Source organism: Rhizobium acidisoli, assembly GCF_002531755.2.
GTDB classification, from domain to species: domain Bacteria; phylum Pseudomonadota; class Alphaproteobacteria; order Rhizobiales; family Rhizobiaceae; genus Rhizobium; species Rhizobium acidisoli.
This window is the reverse complement of sequence record NZ_CP034998.1, coordinates 3,858,841-3,874,908: the sequence shown is the minus strand read 5'-3', so window position 1 is coordinate 3,874,908 and position 16,068 is coordinate 3,858,841. Positions and strand designations below refer to the sequence as shown.

The following is a 16,068-nucleotide window of genomic DNA, read 5'->3' as shown; positions in this document are numbered from 1 at the left end:
CTCATGGATATGCGCACCCCCCTCGGCAAGGTTCGCGGGCTCGGCTCCGCCAAGGACGGCACGGACCATTTCTGGCGCCAGCGTCTGACGGCCGTCGCCAATGTTCCGCTCATCCTTTTCTTTCTCTTCTTCTTGATCACCTATGCCGGCGCACCCTATGCGGATGTGGTGCGTGCGCTGTCGAACCCTTTCGTCGCGGTCGTCATGGGGCTGATGGTGATATCAGGAGTCATCCACATGAAGCTCGGCATGCAGGTGATCATCGAGGATTACGTGCACGGCGAGTTCGGCAAGATCGCTCTCTTAATGCTGAACACCTTCTTTGCGATCCTGATCGCCGGCCTCTGTCTCTTCGCCATTCTGAAAATCGCATTCGTAGGATAAGCTCGATATGGCACCGACTTCACCCGCCCAGAACGGCAAGGCCTACAAATATGTCGATCATTCCTACGACGTGATCGTTGTCGGCGCCGGCGGCGCCGGCTTGCGCGCCACGCTGGGCATGGCCGAGCAGGGTTTTCGCACGGCCTGCATCACCAAGGTATTCCCGACCCGCTCGCATACGGTGGCCGCGCAAGGCGGCATTGCCGCCTCGCTGCGCAACATGACGCCCGACAGCTGGCAGTGGCATCTCTACGACACCGTCAAGGGCTCCGACTGGCTCGGCGACGTCGACGCCATGCAATATCTCACCATGGAAGCGCCGAAGGCGGTCTATGAGCTCGAGCATTACGGTGTGCCTTTCTCGCGCAACGAGGAAGGCAAGATCTACCAGCGCCCGTTCGGCGGCCATATGCAGAATTACGGCGAAGGCCCGCCGGTGCAGCGCACCTGCGCCGTTGCCGACCGCACCGGCCACGCCATCCTGCACACGCTTTACGGCCAGTCGCTGCGCCACAACGCCGAATTCTTCATCGAGTATTTCGCGCTCGATCTGATCATGTCGGAAGACGGCAGCCGCTGCACCGGCGTCGTCGCCTGGTGCCTCGACGACGGCACGATCCATCGCTTCGCCGCCAAGATGGTGGTGCTGGCGACCGGCGGCTACGGCCGCGCCTATTTCTCGGCAACCTCAGCCCACACCTGCACCGGCGACGGTGGCGGCATGGTGGCGCGCGCCGGCCTGCCGCTGCAGGACATGGAATTCGTCCAGTTCCACCCGACCGGCATCTATGGTTCGGGCTGTCTGATCACCGAAGGCGCGCGCGGCGAAGGCGGCTACCTCGTCAACTCCGAGGGCGAGCGCTTCATGGAGCGTTACGCGCCGTCGGCCAAGGACCTTGCTTCGCGTGACGTCGTTTCGCGCTGCATGACGCTGGAGATCCGCGAAGGCCGCGGCGTCGGCAAGAACAAGGACCACATCTTCCTGCATCTCGACCATCTCGATCCGGCGGTGCTGCACGAGCGGCTGCCGGGCATTTCCGAGAGCGCCAAGATCTTCGCCGGCGTCGACGTCACCCGCGAGCCGATCCCGGTTCTGCCGACCGTTCATTACAATATGGGCGGCATTCCGACGAATTATTGGGGCGAAGTGCTGAACGCCGACGGCGCCAATCCGGAACGGATCATCCCAGGCCTGATGGCCGTGGGTGAAGCCGGCTGCGCCTCGGTGCACGGCGCCAACCGCCTCGGCTCCAACTCGCTGATCGACCTCGTGGTCTTCGGCCGGGCCGCTGCGATCCGCGCCGGCGAAGTCATCGACCGCGCAGCGCCGATCCCGCATCTGAATGTCTCGGCCTGCGACAAGATCATGGACCGCTTCGACGGCCTGCGTCACGCCAGCGGTAGCACCCCGACGGCGGAACTGCGCGAGAAGATGCAGCGCGCCATGCAGGAAGACGCCGCCGTCTTTCGCACGCAGGAATCGCTGGAATCCGGCTGCCGGCGCATCTCGGCGATCTGGCAGGAAATGCGTGATATCAAGGTTACAGACCGCTCGATGATCTGGAACTCGGATCTTGTCGAGACGCTGGAGCTGCAGAACCTGATGGCCAACGCCATCACGACGATCTACGGCGCCGAGGCCCGCAAGGAGAGCCGCGGTTCGCATGCCCGCGAGGACTATACCGAGGGCGCATTTGCCGGCCGCGACGACGTCAACTGGCGCAAGCATACGCTTGCCTGGGTCAGCGAGGCAGGCGACGTCAAACTCGATTACCGGCCCGTTCACACCGACCTGATCGCGGAAGGCATCGACCCGCACAAGATCGAGCCGAAAGCGCGTGTCTATTAAGATGAGAAACGCTGTCTTTCTTTCAATTGTCGCGGTTACCTTGACGGTGTCGTTCTCTGTCTCGGCGGCCGATCGCTACAAGTTGCGGGCTCCGGGTGGCGTCGGTGCCGCCGTCAGCAACGACGTCGGGGTGTGGAATTCGGCCAAAGCGGCTGCAGCCGCCCACAATTCCCTGGTTGCCGGCAACCAGTTCATGTCCAAAAACCTTGCTTGCATCGTCAAGCCCGGGACTAAAGCAGAAGTTTTGGAACGTTCTGGTGAAGTGGCCTTCGTTCGCGCCAGCAACGCTGCGTTCGGTGGTTGCAAGGGTTATGTGAAGACAGAATTCCTGTCGGCAAACTAGGATCTTACTATGGTTGAACTCGCTCTTCCCAAGAATTCTCAGATGCGCGAAGGCAAGGTCTGGCCGAAGCCGGCGGGTGCGACGAACACCCGCGAATTCCGCGTCTACCGCTGGAGCCCGGATGACGGGCAGAACCCGTCGATCGATACGTTCTACATCGATGTCGACGATTGCGGCCCGATGGTGCTCGACGGCCTGCTCTATATCAAGAACAAGATCGACCCGACGCTGACGCTGCGCCGCTCCTGTCGCGAGGGCATCTGCGGCTCCTGCGCGATGAATATCGACGGCACGAACACGCTCGCCTGCACCAAGGGCCTCGACGATATAACCGGCGCGGTGAAGATCTATCCGCTGCCGCATTTGCCCGTCGTCAAGGATCTGGTGCCGGATCTCACCAATTTCTACGCCCAGCATCGCTCGATCGAGCCCTGGCTGAAGACGGTGTCGCCGGCGCCCGCCAAGGAGTGGAAGCAGAGCCATGAGGACCGGCAGAAGCTCGACGGCCTTTACGAATGCATCCTCTGCGCCTGCTGCTCGACCTCCTGTCCGAGCTATTGGTGGAACGGCGACCGCTATCTTGGTCCGGCCGTCCTGCTGCAGGCCTATCGCTGGCTGATCGATTCCAGAGACGAGGCAACCGGCGAACGTCTCGACAATCTTGAGGACCCGTTCCGCCTGTATCGCTGCCACACGATCATGAATTGCGCGCAGACCTGCCCGAAGGGCCTCAACCCGGCCAAGGCAATCGCCGAGATCAAGAAGATGATGGTCGAGCGCCGGGTCTGATCAACACATGCATGCCGATGGCGGAATAGACGGCTTCGATCCAGAAGCCGTTTCGCAGGTGAGGTCGGGCGGCGCGCGTTGAAGCGGTATTTTCAGACATTGCGGGAGTTCGACCGGGATCCGGATAGAGATCAGCACGCCCAACACCTTGCTGACAAATTCTATGTGCAGGAAGTTTTGCAGCGGGACAGTTGAACTGTATCGTTTTTCGGTTAGTTGTTGTCACGGGCAATTTATGCCGTCCGACTTGATTAACCAAAGCGAGTTACGATAATCGGACTTGTCTCACGCCCGTTTCTCTGCGGCGCTAGCCGAAATCAGGAGTATGATGATGCAGTTGCGATATGCGATGACAGGTCTGGTGGTGGCTCTCGCTCTAGCCGGTTGTCAGCGTACGGCATATGATTACAACTCCAGCCCGAATGCCGGGCCGGCGCCGTTGACGGCGCAGCCGGTTCCCTCGGTTCAGGGTGGGCAGCTTCCGCCGGTCAACAACTCGCAGTTCCCCGCGGCGCCGGCATCGACGGCACCGATGCCGGGCGCGCAGTCCGGCGCCATGGCTGCGAATGCGCTCGATGTCACCAAGGAATCGATGGTCGGAAGCTGGCGCGTCAATGGCAGCTGCGACATGTTCCTGACGCTCACCAATCTCGGCAGCGGTTCGCGCGGCGGCACACGTGGCTGCGTCGGCGAGCTGACGGCGATGGGCTCCTGGGAGGTTGCCGGCAAGCAGGTGCTGCTCAAGGACCGCTCGGGCAATCAGCTCGGCAGCGTTTACAAGACGGCCGACAACCGCTTCGAGGGCCAGACCAGCACGGGCCAGCAGATCAGCCTCAGCCGGTAACAAGTACCGGCGCGGTAAAAGTGCCGGCGCGGTAACGATCCGGCGGGCCCCGCCGATGACTGACAGGCGGATATGCCCTCATGCAGCCAATGCCAGATTATGCGCTCAGCGTCTGCGAACAGCTTAAATCGCTGACGCTTTCCGGTGCGCTGCAGGTCGATTCCGCCCAGATGGATGTGGCCAAAAGCCTGGATCGGGTGCTTGCCGGGCTGAAGCAGCAACGGCCGGCGGCAAAATCGAGCGCGCTTGGCTGGCTGTTTGCCGCCAAGAAGAAATCCGCCGCCGGCATCAAAGGGCTTTATATCCACGGCAGCGTCGGACGCGGCAAGACCATGCTGATGGACATGTTCTTCTCGATGGCGCCCTCCAAGAAGAAGCGGCGGGCGCATTTCCACGAATTCATGGCGGATGTGCACAACCGCATCGCAGCGCACCGGCTGAAGCTCAAGAACGGCGAGACGAAGCAGGCCGACCCGATGCCGCCGGTTGCCGCCGCGCTCTACGAGGAAGCGGAACTGCTCTGCTTCGACGAATTCACGGTCACCGATATCGCCGATGCAATGATCCTGTCGCGGCTGTTCTCCGAGCTTTTCGCGCGCGGGTGCGTGCTGGTCGCGACATCGAATGTCGAGCCCGACAATCTCTACCCGGATGGCCTGAACCGCGGCCTCTTCCTGCCCTTCGTCGCCCTTCTCAAGCAGCATGTCGACGTCGTCACCCTGGATTCGCCGACCGATTACCGGATGGAGAAGCTGAGCAGCCAGCCGGTCTATCTGGTGCCGATCAACGACCATAACGACATGGCGATGGATGCGTCCTGGACGCAGGCGCTGCACGGGCGCAAGGCGCAGCCGCTGGATATTCCGATGAAGGGGCGCCACATCCACGTGCCGCTCGCCGTCGAGCGCATGGCGCGGTTTTCCTTCACCGATCTGTGCGACAAGCCGCTTGGGGCGGTCGACTTCCTGGCGATCGCCGAGCGCTTCGACACGGTCTTCCTCGATCACGTTCCCTTGCTCGGGCCGGAAAAACGGAACCAGATCAAACGCTTCATCATTATGGTCGATACATTCTACGACCATGCCGTGCGGCTCTACATTTCCGCGGCGGCGATGCCGGAGGAACTTTTGCTGCACCGCCGGGGCACCGAGGGGTTTGAATTCGACCGCACGGCATCCCGGCTGTTTGAGATGCGCAGTGCCGAATATCTTGCGCTGCACCATGAAAAGCGCGCCGCCGAGTAACAATTCGGTGACAGAATATCTTACGTTTACGTAAGAATTTTTGTATCTAAACGATTGAAAATGCTGCATCAAAAATAATGGATTGCCATTTTTAGGCTTTCGGTCTATGCGATTGCGTCATTGGGCGGTGCCTCGACGCGTCGTTCACCGAATTTGATCGCAAAGGAAACAGCGAAATGGCGCGTAACAAGATCGCACTCATTGGTTCTGGCATGATTGGTGGCACGCTGGCGCACCTCGCCGGCCTGAAGGAACTGGGCGACATCGTCCTCTTCGACATTGCGGACGGCATTCCCCAGGGCAAGGGTCTCGATATCTCCCAGTCTTCGCCGGTCGAAGGCTTCGACGTCAACCTGACAGGCGCCAGCGACTATTCCGCGATCGAAGGCGCTGACGTCTGCATCGTCACCGCCGGCGTTGCCCGCAAGCCCGGCATGAGCCGCGACGATCTTCTCGGCATCAACCTCAAGGTCATGGAGCAGGTCGGCGCCGGCATCAAGAAATATGCCCCGGACGCTTTCGTGATCTGCATCACCAACCCGCTCGACGCCATGGTCTGGGCGCTGCAGAAGTTTTCCGGCCTTCCGGCCAACAAGGTCGTCGGCATGGCCGGCGTTCTCGACTCCTCGCGCTTCCGTCTTTTCCTCGCCAAGGAATTCAACGTCTCCGTCCAGGACGTCACCGCCTTCGTGCTCGGCGGCCACGGCGACACGATGGTGCCGCTCGCCCGCTACTCGACGGTCGGCGGCATTCCGCTCACCGACCTCGTCACCATGGGCTGGGTCACCAAGGAGCGCCTCGAAGAGATCATCCAGCGCACGCGTGACGGCGGCGCCGAAATCGTCGGCCTGCTGAAGACCGGCTCGGCCTATTACGCGCCGGCCGCCTCGGCGATCGAGATGGCCGAATCCTACCTCAAGGACAAGAAGCGCGTTCTGCCCTGCGCGGCTCACCTGAGCGGCCAGTACGGCGTCAAGGACATGTATGTCGGCGTTCCCACCGTCATCGGCGCCGGCGGTGTCGAGCGCATCATCGAGATCGATCTCAACAAGACCGAGAAGGAAGCCTTCGACAAGTCCGTCGGCGCCGTCGCCGGTCTCTGCGAAGCCTGCATCAATATCGCGCCTGCCCTCAAGTAATTGGCGCTGAACTAATCCAAACAGGGATAGACCCATGAACATTCATGAATATCAAGCCAAGGCTCTACTGAAGGGCTATGGCGCGCCGGTTGCCGAGGGTGTGGCTATTCTCAAGGTCGAAGAGGCCGCGGCTGCCGCCAAATCGCTTCCCGGTCCGCTTTACGTGGTCAAGAGCCAGATCCATGCCGGCGGCCGCGGCAAGGGCAAGTTCAAGGAACTGGGCCCCGATGCCAAGGGCGGCGTGCGTCTCGCCAAGTCGATCGACGAAGTGGTTGCCCACGCCAAGGAAATGCTTGGGCATACGCTGGTGACGGCACAGACCGGCGACGCCGGCAAGCAGGTCAACCGTCTCTACATCGAAGATGGCGCCGACATCGCTCGCGAGCTCTATTGCTCGATCCTTGTCGACCGTTCGGTCGGCCGCGTGGCTTTCGTGGTTTCCACAGAAGGCGGCATGGACATCGAGGCTGTCGCCCATGACACGCCGGAGAAGATCCAGACAATCGCCATCGATCCGGAAGCCGGCGTGACGGCTGCCGACGTGGCTGCGATCTCCAAGGCTCTGCAGCTCGACGGTGCGGCCGCCGAAGATGCGAAGTCGCTCTTCCCGGCGCTCTACAAGGCCTTCAACGAAAAGGACATGGCGCTGCTCGAGGTCAATCCGCTGATCGTCATGAAGGACGGTCACCTGCGGGTTCTCGACGCCAAGATGTCCTTCGACGGCAATGCGCTCTTCCGTCACGACGACGTCAAGACGCTGCGCGACGAAACCGAAGAAGACGCCAAGGAAATCGAGGCCTCGAAGTGGGACCTCGCCTATGTTGCGCTCGACGGCAATATCGGCTGCATGGTCAACGGCGCCGGGCTTGCCATGGCGACGATGGATATCATCAAGCTCTACGGCAAGGAGCCGGCTAACTTCTGCGACGTCGGCGGCGGCGCCGGCAAGGAGAAGGTTGCTGCGGCTTTCAAGATCATCACCGCGGACCCCAAGGTCGAAGGCATTCTCGTCAACATCTTCGGCGGCATCATGAAGTGCGATGTCATCGCCGAGGGCGTCATTGCCGCGGTCAAGGAAGTCGGTCTCAAGGTTCCGCTCGTCGTGCGCCTTGAAGGCACCAATGTCGAGCTCGGCAAGAAGATCCTGAACGAGTCGGGTCTGGCGATCACGGCGGCTGACGACTTGGACGATGCGGCCAAGAAGATCGTCGCGGCGATCAACGGCTGAGAGCGATCATGGCCTTCCAGTCCACGCCATCTGCTGCTCATATCCGCCTCAACGCCTTTTCCGGCGTATGGGAAGGGGAGGAGCGTGTCGCAGGGTCGGCGTGGACGACTGAAGGTAAGGCCAATGCCAGACTTTCCGGCGAGGTGCTGTTCGGTGGCTTCTTCCTTGAGCAGTGCTATCGGCAGACGCGCGATGGGGCTGTTTCGTTCGAGGCCCGCAATGTCTTCGGCTTCGATGCTTCGGATCAGACCTACAAGCTGTACCAGTTCGACAGTGCGGGTTTTGCGCCGCCCTCGCCAGCTTCCGGCGAATGGAACGGCAAGGAACTCGTGCTGATGAAGGCTTCGCCGCGCGGCAGACAGCGCACTACATTCACATTTGAAAATGAAGACTGCTACCGGATGGGCGTCAGCTTTTCGCCTGCAGGCAGCGATACTTGGCAGGAGGTCGTCAGCGGCATCTATCGTCGCTCGTCCCCCACGTCTTCCAACCTCTCCTAGACAAAGGCCTCGCATGTCTATTCTCGTCAATAAAGACACCAAGATCCTCGTGCAGGGTCTGACCGGCAAGACCGGCACGTTCCACACCGAACAGGCGCTTGCCTACTACGGCACGCAGATGGTCGGCGGTATCCACCCGAAGAAGGGCGGCGAAACCTGGTCCGGCGCCAAGGGCGAAAGCCTGCCGATCTTCGCAACCGTTGCCGAGGGCAAGGAAAAGACCGGCGCCGACGCGACGGTCATCTATGTTCCGCCGGCCGGTGCTGCCGATGCGATCATCGAGGCGATCGACGCCGAGATCCCGTTCATCACCTGCATCACCGAGGGCATCCCGGTCATGGACATGGTGCGCGTCAAGGCTCGCCTCGACCGCTCCAAGTCGCGGCTGCTCGGCCCGAACTGCCCGGGCATCCTGACGCCGGAAGAATGCAAGATCGGCATCATGCCGGGCTCGATCTTCCGCAAGGGTTCGGTCGGCATCGTGTCCCGCTCGGGCACGCTGACCTATGAAGCCGTGTTCCAGACCTCCAATGAAGGCCTCGGACAGACGACGGCCGTCGGCATCGGCGGCGACCCGGTCAAGGGCACCGAGTTCATCGACGTGCTGGAAATGTTCCTGGCCGATGAAGCCACGACCTCCATCATCATGATCGGCGAAATCGGCGGCTCGGCTGAGGAAGACGCGGCGCAGTTCCTCAAGGACGAGGCCAAGAAGGGCCGCAAGAAGCCGATGGCCGGCTTCATCGCCGGCCGTACCGCACCGAAGGGCCGCACCATGGGCCATGCCGGTGCTGTGGTTTCCGGCGGCAAGGGCGACGCGGAATCGAAGATCGCGGCGATGGAATCGGCAGGAATCAAGGTGTCGCCGTCTCCGGCCCGCCTCGGCAAGACGCTGGTTGAAGTCCTCAAGGGCTAAGCCAACTTAATACCCGGGCGGAGGAACGGCATCTCAGCCTTCCGCCCGGTCTGACGGCACGAGACATGCAGATGCGCCGCGGACAGGCGGCAATCGGAATGCGGCAGTCGGCGATCGCGCCGGCAAAATCATCAAAGTCAGGAGGCGGACGGAAGCGTCCGCATATCACCATGGCACGGCAAGAAGCCAACGAGCAGTTTCAGATCACCTCGTTTCTGGATGGCGCCAACGCTGCCTATATCGAGCAGCTTCATGCGCGGTACGAAGAGGACCCGGCATCGGTCGACGATCAGTGGCGGACCTTCTTCAAGGCGCTGGAGGAAGATCCCAGCGATGTGAAGAGGGCGGCCAAGGGGGCTTCCTGGCGCAAGAAGAACTGGCCGCTGGTCGCCGGCGGCGATCTGGTGTCGGCTCTCGATGGCGATTGGGGCATCGTCGAGAAGGTCATCGAAACCAAGGTCAAGGCCAAGGCCGAAGCGCAGGGCAAGCCCGCCGACGGCGCCGACGTGCTGCAGGCGACGCGCGATTCCGTGCGCGCCATCATGATGATCCGCGCCTACCGCATGCGCGGCCACCTGCATGCCAAGCTCGACCCGCTCGGCATCGCCGCTTCCGTCGACGACTATCGCGAACTGTCTCCTGAGAATTACGGCTTCACATCAGCCGATTACGATCGCAGGATCTTCATCGACAACGTGCTCGGCCTGGAATACGCGTCCATCCGCGAGATGATCGATATCCTCGAGCGCACCTACTGCTCGACGCTCGGCGTCGAATTCATGCATATCTCCAATCCGGAAGAGAAAGCCTGGATCCAGGAGCGCATCGAAGGCCCGGACAAGGGTGTCGCCTTCTCGGCTGAAGGCAAGAAGGCGATCCTCGCCAAGCTGGTCGAAGCCGAAGGCTACGAGCAGTTCCTCGACGTCAAGTTCAAGGGCACCAAGCGTTTCGGCCTCGACGGCGGCGAGTCGCTGATTCCGGCTTTGGAGCAGATCCTCAAGCGCGGCGGCCACCTCGGCCTCAAGGAAGCCGTCTTCGGCATGGCCCATCGCGGCCGCCTCAACGTGCTGTCCCAGGTCATGGGCAAGCCGCACCGGGCGATCTTCCACGAGTTCAAGGGCGGCTCCTACGCACCCGACGAAGTCGAAGGTTCGGGCGACGTCAAGTACCATCTCGGCGCCTCTTCCGACCGCGAATTCGACGGCAACAAGGTGCATGTGTCGCTGACCGCAAACCCCTCGCATCTGGAAATCGTCGACCCTGTCGTCATGGGCAAGGTCCGCGCCAAGCAGGACATGAATGCTACCGTCTGGGACGGCGACATCATTCCGCTTTCCGAACGCGCCAAGGTTCTGCCGCTGCTGATCCACGGCGACGCAGCTTTTGCCGGCCAGGGCGTCATTGCCGAAATCCTCGGCCTTTCCGGCCTGCGCGGCCACCGCGTCGCCGGCACCATGCACGTCATCATCAACAACCAGATCGGTTTCACCACGAACCCGGCCTTCTCGCGTTCGTCGCCCTATCCGTCCGACGTCGCCAAGATGATCGAGGCGCCGATCTTCCACGTCAACGGCGACGATCCGGAAGCGGTGGTCTATGCGGCCAAGGTCGCGACCGAATTCCGCATGAAGTTCCACAAGCCCGTCGTGGTCGACCTGTTCTGCTACCGCCGCTACGGCCACAATGAAGGCGACGAACCGTCCTTCACGCAGCCGAAGATGTACAAGGTGATCCGCGGCCACAAGACCGTGCTGCAGCTCTATGCGGCCCGCCTCGTCGCCGAGGGATTGCTCACCGAAGGCGAAGTCGAGAAGATGAAGGCCGACTGGCGCGCCCATCTCGAGCAGGAGTTCGAGGCCGGCCAGCACTACAAGCCTAATAAGGCCGACTGGCTGGATGGCGAGTGGTCGGGCCTGCGCGCGGCCGACAATGCCGACGAGCAGCGCCGCGGCAAGACCGCCGTGCCGATGAAGACGCTGAAGGAGATCGGCCGCAAGCTGTCTGAGATCCCGGCGGGTTTCAATGCGCACCGCACGATCCAGCGCTTCATGGAAAACCGCGCCAATATGATCGCCACCGGCGAGGGTATCGACTGGGCGATGGCCGAAGCTCTCTCCTTCGGGGCGCTCTGCGTCGAAGGCAGCAAGATCCGCCTGTCCGGTCAGGATTGTGAACGCGGCACCTTCTCGCAGCGCCACTCGGTTCTCTACGATCAGGAAACCGAGGAACGCTACATTCCGCTCGCCAATCTTTCGCCGACGCAGGGGCGCTACGAAGTCATCAATTCGATGCTTTCGGAAGAGGCCGTGCTCGGTTTCGAATATGGCTATTCGCTGGCCCGCCCGAATGCGCTGACGCTCTGGGAAGCGCAGTTCGGCGATTTCGCCAACGGCGCGCAGGTGGTGTTCGACCAGTTCATCTCGTCGGGCGAACGCAAATGGCTGCGCATGTCGGGCCTCGTCTGCCTGCTGCCGCATGGCTATGAGGGCCAGGGTCCGGAACACTCCTCGGCCCGCCTCGAGCGTTTCCTGCAGCTTTGCGCCGAGGACAACATGCAGGTCGCCAACGTCACGACGCCGGCGAACTACTTCCACATCCTGCGCCGGCAGCTGAAGCGCGACTTCCGCAAGCCGCTGATCCTGATGACGCCGAAGTCGCTGCTGCGCCACAAGCGGGCGGTCTCGACGCTTGCCGAAATGGCCGGCGAGTCCGCCTTCCATCGCCTGCTCTGGGACGATGCCGAGGTGATCAAGGACGGCCCGATCAAGCTGCAGAAGGACAACAAGATCCGCCGTGTCGTCATGTGCTCCGGCAAGGTCTATTACGACCTTCTCGAAGAGCGTGAAAAGCGCGGCATCGACGACATCTATCTCCTGCGTGTCGAGCAGCTCTATCCGTTCCCGGCAAAGGCGCTGATCAACGAGCTGTCGCGCTTCCGCAATGCCGAGATGGTCTGGTGCCAGGAAGAGCCGAAGAACATGGGCGCATGGTCGTTCATCGATCCCTTCCTCGAATGGGTACTCGCCCATATCGATGCAAAATACCAGCGCGTCCGTTATACCGGCCGTCCGGCCGCCGCCTCGCCGGCGACGGGCCTGATGTCCAAGCATCTGTCGCAGCTCGCCGCATTCCTCGAGGATGCACTGGGCGGCTAATACAAGGGGGGGCGCAATGGCTTATTTCTTTCTGAGACTGCTGCCGCCGCGCCCCACTTTCCCGCATGACGGGACCGGAGAGGAAATGGCGGCGATGAAGCGCCATGTCGAATACTGGCACCGGCACGCCCTTGCGGGATCGGCGATCGTCGTCGGCCCCGTCTTCGAGGGGGAAGGCGCCTTCGGCATGGCGATCGTCGAAGTCGAGGATCAGGCGGCGGCGCAGGCTCTTGCCGACGGCGACCCGATCATCGCTTCCGGTTTCGGTTTCCGTTTCGATATCCTGCCGATGCCCTCGATCATCTTGCGGCCGCCCGCCGTCTGAAACGCTTAAAACGAACACACACGAAATCAGGATCTGAACAATGGCCACAGAAATCCGCGTTCCAACTCTCGGTGAATCCGTCAGCGAGGCAACCGTCGGCACCTGGTTCAAGAAGGTCGGCGACGCCATCAAGGCCGACGAGCCGATTCTCGAGCTTGAAACCGACAAGGTGACCATCGAAGTTCCGGCACCCGCCTCCGGCACACTTTCGGAAATCGTTGTCGCCGCCGGCGAGACCGTCGGCCTCGGCGCACTGCTCGGCCAGATCGCCGAAGGTGCCGTCGCTGCTGCTGCACCGGCTGCTGCTGCCCCGGCCGCCGCGCCTGCCCAGCCGGCCGCTGCTGCTCCCGCTCAACCGGCGCCGGTTGCCGCTGCTGCCGCAGCGTCGTCGAGCGCTTCCGTCTCCACCATGCCGCCGGCACCGGCGGCTTCGAAGATGCTTGCCGAAAGCAACCTTTCGGCCGATCAGATCGACGGCAGCGGCAAGCGCGGCCAGGTGCTGAAGGGCGATGTCATTGCTGCCGTCGCCAAGGGCATTTCCGCTCCGGCTGCAGCCCCCGCCGCCGCTCCTGCCGCTGCGCGCGGCCCGTCGACGGTCGAGGATGCCTCGCGTGAAGAGCGCGTGAAGATGACGCGCCTGCGCCAGACGATCGCCAAGCGCCTGAAGGACGCGCAGAACACCGCCGCCATGCTCACCACCTATAATGAGGTGGACATGAAGGCGGTCATGGATCTGCGCAACAAGTACAAGGACATTTTCGAGAAGAAGCACGGCGTCAAGCTCGGCTTCATGGGCTTCTTCACCAAGGCGGTCACGCATGCGCTGAAGGAACTGCCGGCGGTCAATGCCGAGATCGACGGCACCGACGTCATCTACAAGAATTACTGCCATGTCGGCATGGCCGTCGGCACCGACAAGGGTCTCGTCGTTCCCGTCATCCGCGATGCCGACCAGATGTCGATCGCCGAAGTCGAGAAGGAACTCGGCCGTCTTGCCAAGGCAGCCCGTGACGGCTCGCTCTCCATGGCCGACATGCAGGGCGGCACCTTCACCATCACCAATGGCGGCGTCTACGGCTCGCTGATGTCCTCGCCGATCCTGAATGCGCCGCAGTCCGGCATTCTCGGCATGCACAAGATCCAGGAGCGGCCAGTGGCGATCGGGGGCCAGGTGGTTATCCGTCCGATGATGTATCTGGCGCTGTCCTACGATCACCGCATCGTCGACGGCAAGGAAGCGGTCACCTTCCTCGTGCGGGTCAAGGAAAGCCTGGAAGATCCGGAACGTCTGGTTCTCGATCTTTAAGGGAGTTATTCCATGCGAAACCGGATCATGCGAGCGGCGCGCCTTCTTCTCTGCGCTGCCGCCGCGCATGTCCCGGTTTCAGCAGCGGCGGCCGGCTGGGATATCAGCAAGGCAAGCAGCAATTTCGAGCTGGTGGCGCTCAGCGACGCCGAACTCTCCGGCCGGTCGATCAACGCGATCCACATGGGCAATGTCGAGCTGACCTCCGGGCGCATCGTCGCGGCCGATCCGCTCGCCCAGCCCGATCGTCCGGCGCTGGCAAGAACGGTTGCGCCGGGCGAATATCCGGTGACGCTCTACCAGGCCTTCGGGCGCATCGCTGCCGCCAGCATGCGGTTTGCCGAGGGCAAGCCGGATCATTGGGAGCTTGCCGTCCTGCCCGGCCAGGACGTCGCGACGCTGAAGGACGGCGAGATTTTCGGCTACCCGGTCGATGCCGGCCTCGGCTGTTACATGGATGCCGATACGCTTGAGCTGATCGGAGAGCGTGAAGCGCAGGCGCAGGCGCAAAAACCTGACGCCGATGTCAATTATTACGACGATGTGCTGGCCGCGGATCTCGATGCCAACAAGGGCCATTATGCGTTGCACCGGCCGGTCGCCGGCAAGAGAGGCAATGTCGCGGTGTTCTGGAGCGGCTGGGGCGACGGTTTCTATCCGGTTTTCTGGGGGCTCGACCGGGATGGCCGGGCGCTGGTGCTGCTGACGGATTTCAACGTTGTCGAGAATGCCGACGGGCGGAAGGAACCGAAGCTGCAATGAGCGGGAGTGTCGGGATCACGGCGAAGCGGAAAGGTGTGGCTGCAATTGCAGCCGCAGCGTTTTGCGCCGTTCCGGTGTCCTTGCTCGGGGCGGAATGCAAGCAGGAACGGGCCGTCTATGTCGATCGCGATGGCGCCTATGAACTGCGCTTTGCCCCGCTGAATTCCGCCTCGGCCGCCGCCAGCAACCAGTTCAAAGTCCATGCCCTCAAAACGCCGGTCGTGATGGAAGGCTATGTGATGCCATCCGAAGATCCGGTGCGCGCCATCGGCATTCTGATGTTCAATTGCCCCGAGGGTGATGCGACCGGCGCCGATCTCGATGCCTGCACGGTCTGGCAGGGCGCCGTCTATGGCGTGGACGCCAAGGGCGAGATGGACAATCTGCAGCCGGAAGGGGCGGCGGCGGCCGAAAGGCTGGTGCTTCCCGGCCTTGGTCCTGCCATCCGCGAATCCAGCGCCTGGGGCGAGGGCAAGGCTTCCGTGGCGCCATGGGATGTGCTGACATTCAAGGAGTGTGCGACATGAGCGATACCCCTGTTGTTCTCGTGACCGGTGGAAGCCGGGGCATCGGCGCCGCGGTCTGCCGCCTCGCCGCGCGCCAGGGCTGGCGTGTCGCGGTGAATTACGCCTCCAACCGCAAGGCCGCGGATGCTGTCGTGGCATCGATCGTCGAGCATGGCGGCGAGGCGGTGGCGATCGAGGGTGATGTCGGCAAGGCTGCGGATATCGCTGCGATGTTTGCGGCGGTCGACGGCCATTTCGGCCGGCTAGACGGTCTCGTCAACAATGCCGGCATCGTCGACTATCCGCAGCGGGTCGATGAGATGTCGGCAGAGCGGATCGAGCGCATGCTGTGCGTCAATGTGACCGGCTCCATGCTCTGCGCCGCAGAGGCGATACGCCGCATGTCGAGCCGGCACGGCGGTCAGGGCGGGGCGATCGTCAACGTCTCGTCGATGGCGGCGATCCTCGGCGCGGCGACGCAATATGTCGATTATGCCGCCTCGAAGGCGGCGATCGATGCGTTCACGGTCGGGCTTTCGCGCGAGCTCGCTGTCGAGGGCATTCGCGTGAATGCGGTCAGGCCCGGCATCATCGAAACCGACCTCCATGCTTCGGGCGGGCTGCCGGATCGGGCGCGGGAAATGGCGCCGTCGGTCCCGATGCAGCGGGCCGGCACGGCCGAGGAGGTGGCGGATGCGATCCTCTATCTTCTTTCCCCTTCGGCTTCCTATATAACCGGCGCGATCCTCAATGTGAGCGGCGGCCGCTAGAAGACAGG

16 protein-coding genes are annotated in these 16,068 nt (G+C 62.5%); all 16 read left to right on the top strand.

Going from position 1 to position 16,068, the window contains the following annotated elements:
* Positions 1–3: 3 nt before the first annotated feature.
* Positions 4–384 carry a succinate dehydrogenase, hydrophobic membrane anchor protein gene (gene sdhD / locus CO657_RS18895; protein ID WP_003589806.1) on the top strand — a complete coding sequence of 127 codons (381 nt, stop codon included), beginning with the start codon at positions 4–6 and terminating at the stop codon, positions 382–384.
* Between the two features lie 7 nt (positions 385–391).
* The gene (sdhA, locus tag CO657_RS18890; protein ID WP_003589807.1) at positions 392–2,233 is read left to right on the top strand and encodes a succinate dehydrogenase flavoprotein subunit; all 1,842 of its coding nucleotides are present in this window, start codon (positions 392–394) and stop codon (positions 2,231–2,233) included.
* On the top strand, positions 2,223–2,576 hold the full coding sequence (locus CO657_RS18885; RefSeq protein WP_245292949.1) for a succinate dehydrogenase: 354 nt from the start codon (positions 2,223–2,225) through the stop codon (positions 2,574–2,576). The genes sdhA and CO657_RS18885 overlap by 11 nt, the downstream gene beginning before the upstream one ends.
* A gap of 9 nt (positions 2,577–2,585) precedes the next feature.
* Complete coding sequence (locus CO657_RS18880; protein ID WP_049733450.1) at positions 2,586–3,365, top strand: succinate dehydrogenase iron-sulfur subunit; 780 nt, start codon at positions 2,586–2,588, stop codon at positions 3,363–3,365.
* A gap of 331 nt (positions 3,366–3,696) precedes the next feature.
* Positions 3,697–4,209 carry a protease inhibitor Inh/omp19 family protein gene (locus tag CO657_RS18870; RefSeq protein WP_012559213.1) on the top strand — a complete coding sequence of 171 codons (513 nt, stop codon included), beginning with the start codon at positions 3,697–3,699 and terminating at the stop codon, positions 4,207–4,209.
* A gap of 80 nt (positions 4,210–4,289) precedes the next feature.
* On the top strand, positions 4,290–5,453 hold the full coding sequence (gene zapE, locus CO657_RS18865) for a cell division protein ZapE (protein ID WP_054182430.1): 1,164 nt from the start codon (positions 4,290–4,292) through the stop codon (positions 5,451–5,453).
* Between the two features lie 176 nt (positions 5,454–5,629).
* Positions 5,630–6,592 (top strand): malate dehydrogenase, encoded by a 963-nt coding sequence (mdh, locus tag CO657_RS18860; protein ID WP_054182431.1) that lies wholly within the window; start codon positions 5,630–5,632, stop codon positions 6,590–6,592.
* A gap of 34 nt (positions 6,593–6,626) precedes the next feature.
* Positions 6,627–7,820 (top strand): ADP-forming succinate--CoA ligase subunit beta, encoded by a 1,194-nt coding sequence (gene sucC, locus CO657_RS18855; protein WP_003589811.1) that lies wholly within the window; start codon positions 6,627–6,629, stop codon positions 7,818–7,820.
* Positions 7,821–7,828: 8 nt separating this feature from the next.
* A complete protein-coding gene (locus CO657_RS18850; RefSeq protein WP_054182432.1) occupies positions 7,829–8,320 on the top strand; it encodes a DUF1579 family protein in 492 nt (163 codons plus the stop codon).
* A 13-nt stretch (positions 8,321–8,333) separates the two neighbouring features.
* Positions 8,334–9,236 (top strand): succinate--CoA ligase subunit alpha, encoded by a 903-nt coding sequence (gene sucD, locus CO657_RS18845; protein WP_012559209.1) that lies wholly within the window; start codon positions 8,334–8,336, stop codon positions 9,234–9,236.
* A 170-nt stretch (positions 9,237–9,406) separates the two neighbouring features.
* The gene (locus tag CO657_RS18840; protein ID WP_054182525.1) at positions 9,407–12,391 is read left to right on the top strand and encodes a 2-oxoglutarate dehydrogenase E1 component; all 2,985 of its coding nucleotides are present in this window, start codon (positions 9,407–9,409) and stop codon (positions 12,389–12,391) included.
* Positions 12,392–12,407: 16 nt separating this feature from the next.
* Positions 12,408–12,716, top strand: coding sequence for a YciI family protein (locus CO657_RS18835; protein WP_054182433.1), 309 nt, complete (start codon positions 12,408–12,410; stop codon positions 12,714–12,716).
* Between the two features lie 40 nt (positions 12,717–12,756).
* Positions 12,757–14,022 (top strand): 2-oxoglutarate dehydrogenase complex dihydrolipoyllysine-residue succinyltransferase, encoded by a 1,266-nt coding sequence (gene odhB / locus CO657_RS18830; protein WP_054182434.1) that lies wholly within the window; start codon positions 12,757–12,759, stop codon positions 14,020–14,022.
* Between the two features lie 12 nt (positions 14,023–14,034).
* Positions 14,035–14,784: a DUF4241 domain-containing protein gene (locus CO657_RS18825; RefSeq protein WP_054182435.1), complete on the top strand. Its 750-nt coding sequence runs from the start codon at positions 14,035–14,037 to the stop codon at positions 14,782–14,784.
* A complete protein-coding gene (locus tag CO657_RS18820) occupies positions 14,781–15,311 on the top strand; it encodes a hypothetical protein (RefSeq protein WP_054182436.1) in 531 nt (176 codons plus the stop codon). The genes CO657_RS18825 and CO657_RS18820 overlap by 4 nt, the downstream gene beginning before the upstream one ends.
* Positions 15,308–16,060: an SDR family oxidoreductase gene (locus CO657_RS18815; RefSeq protein ID WP_054182437.1), complete on the top strand. Its 753-nt coding sequence runs from the start codon at positions 15,308–15,310 to the stop codon at positions 16,058–16,060. Before CO657_RS18820 ends, CO657_RS18815 begins: the two co-directional genes overlap by 4 nt.
* Positions 16,061–16,068: the final 8 nt, after the last annotated feature.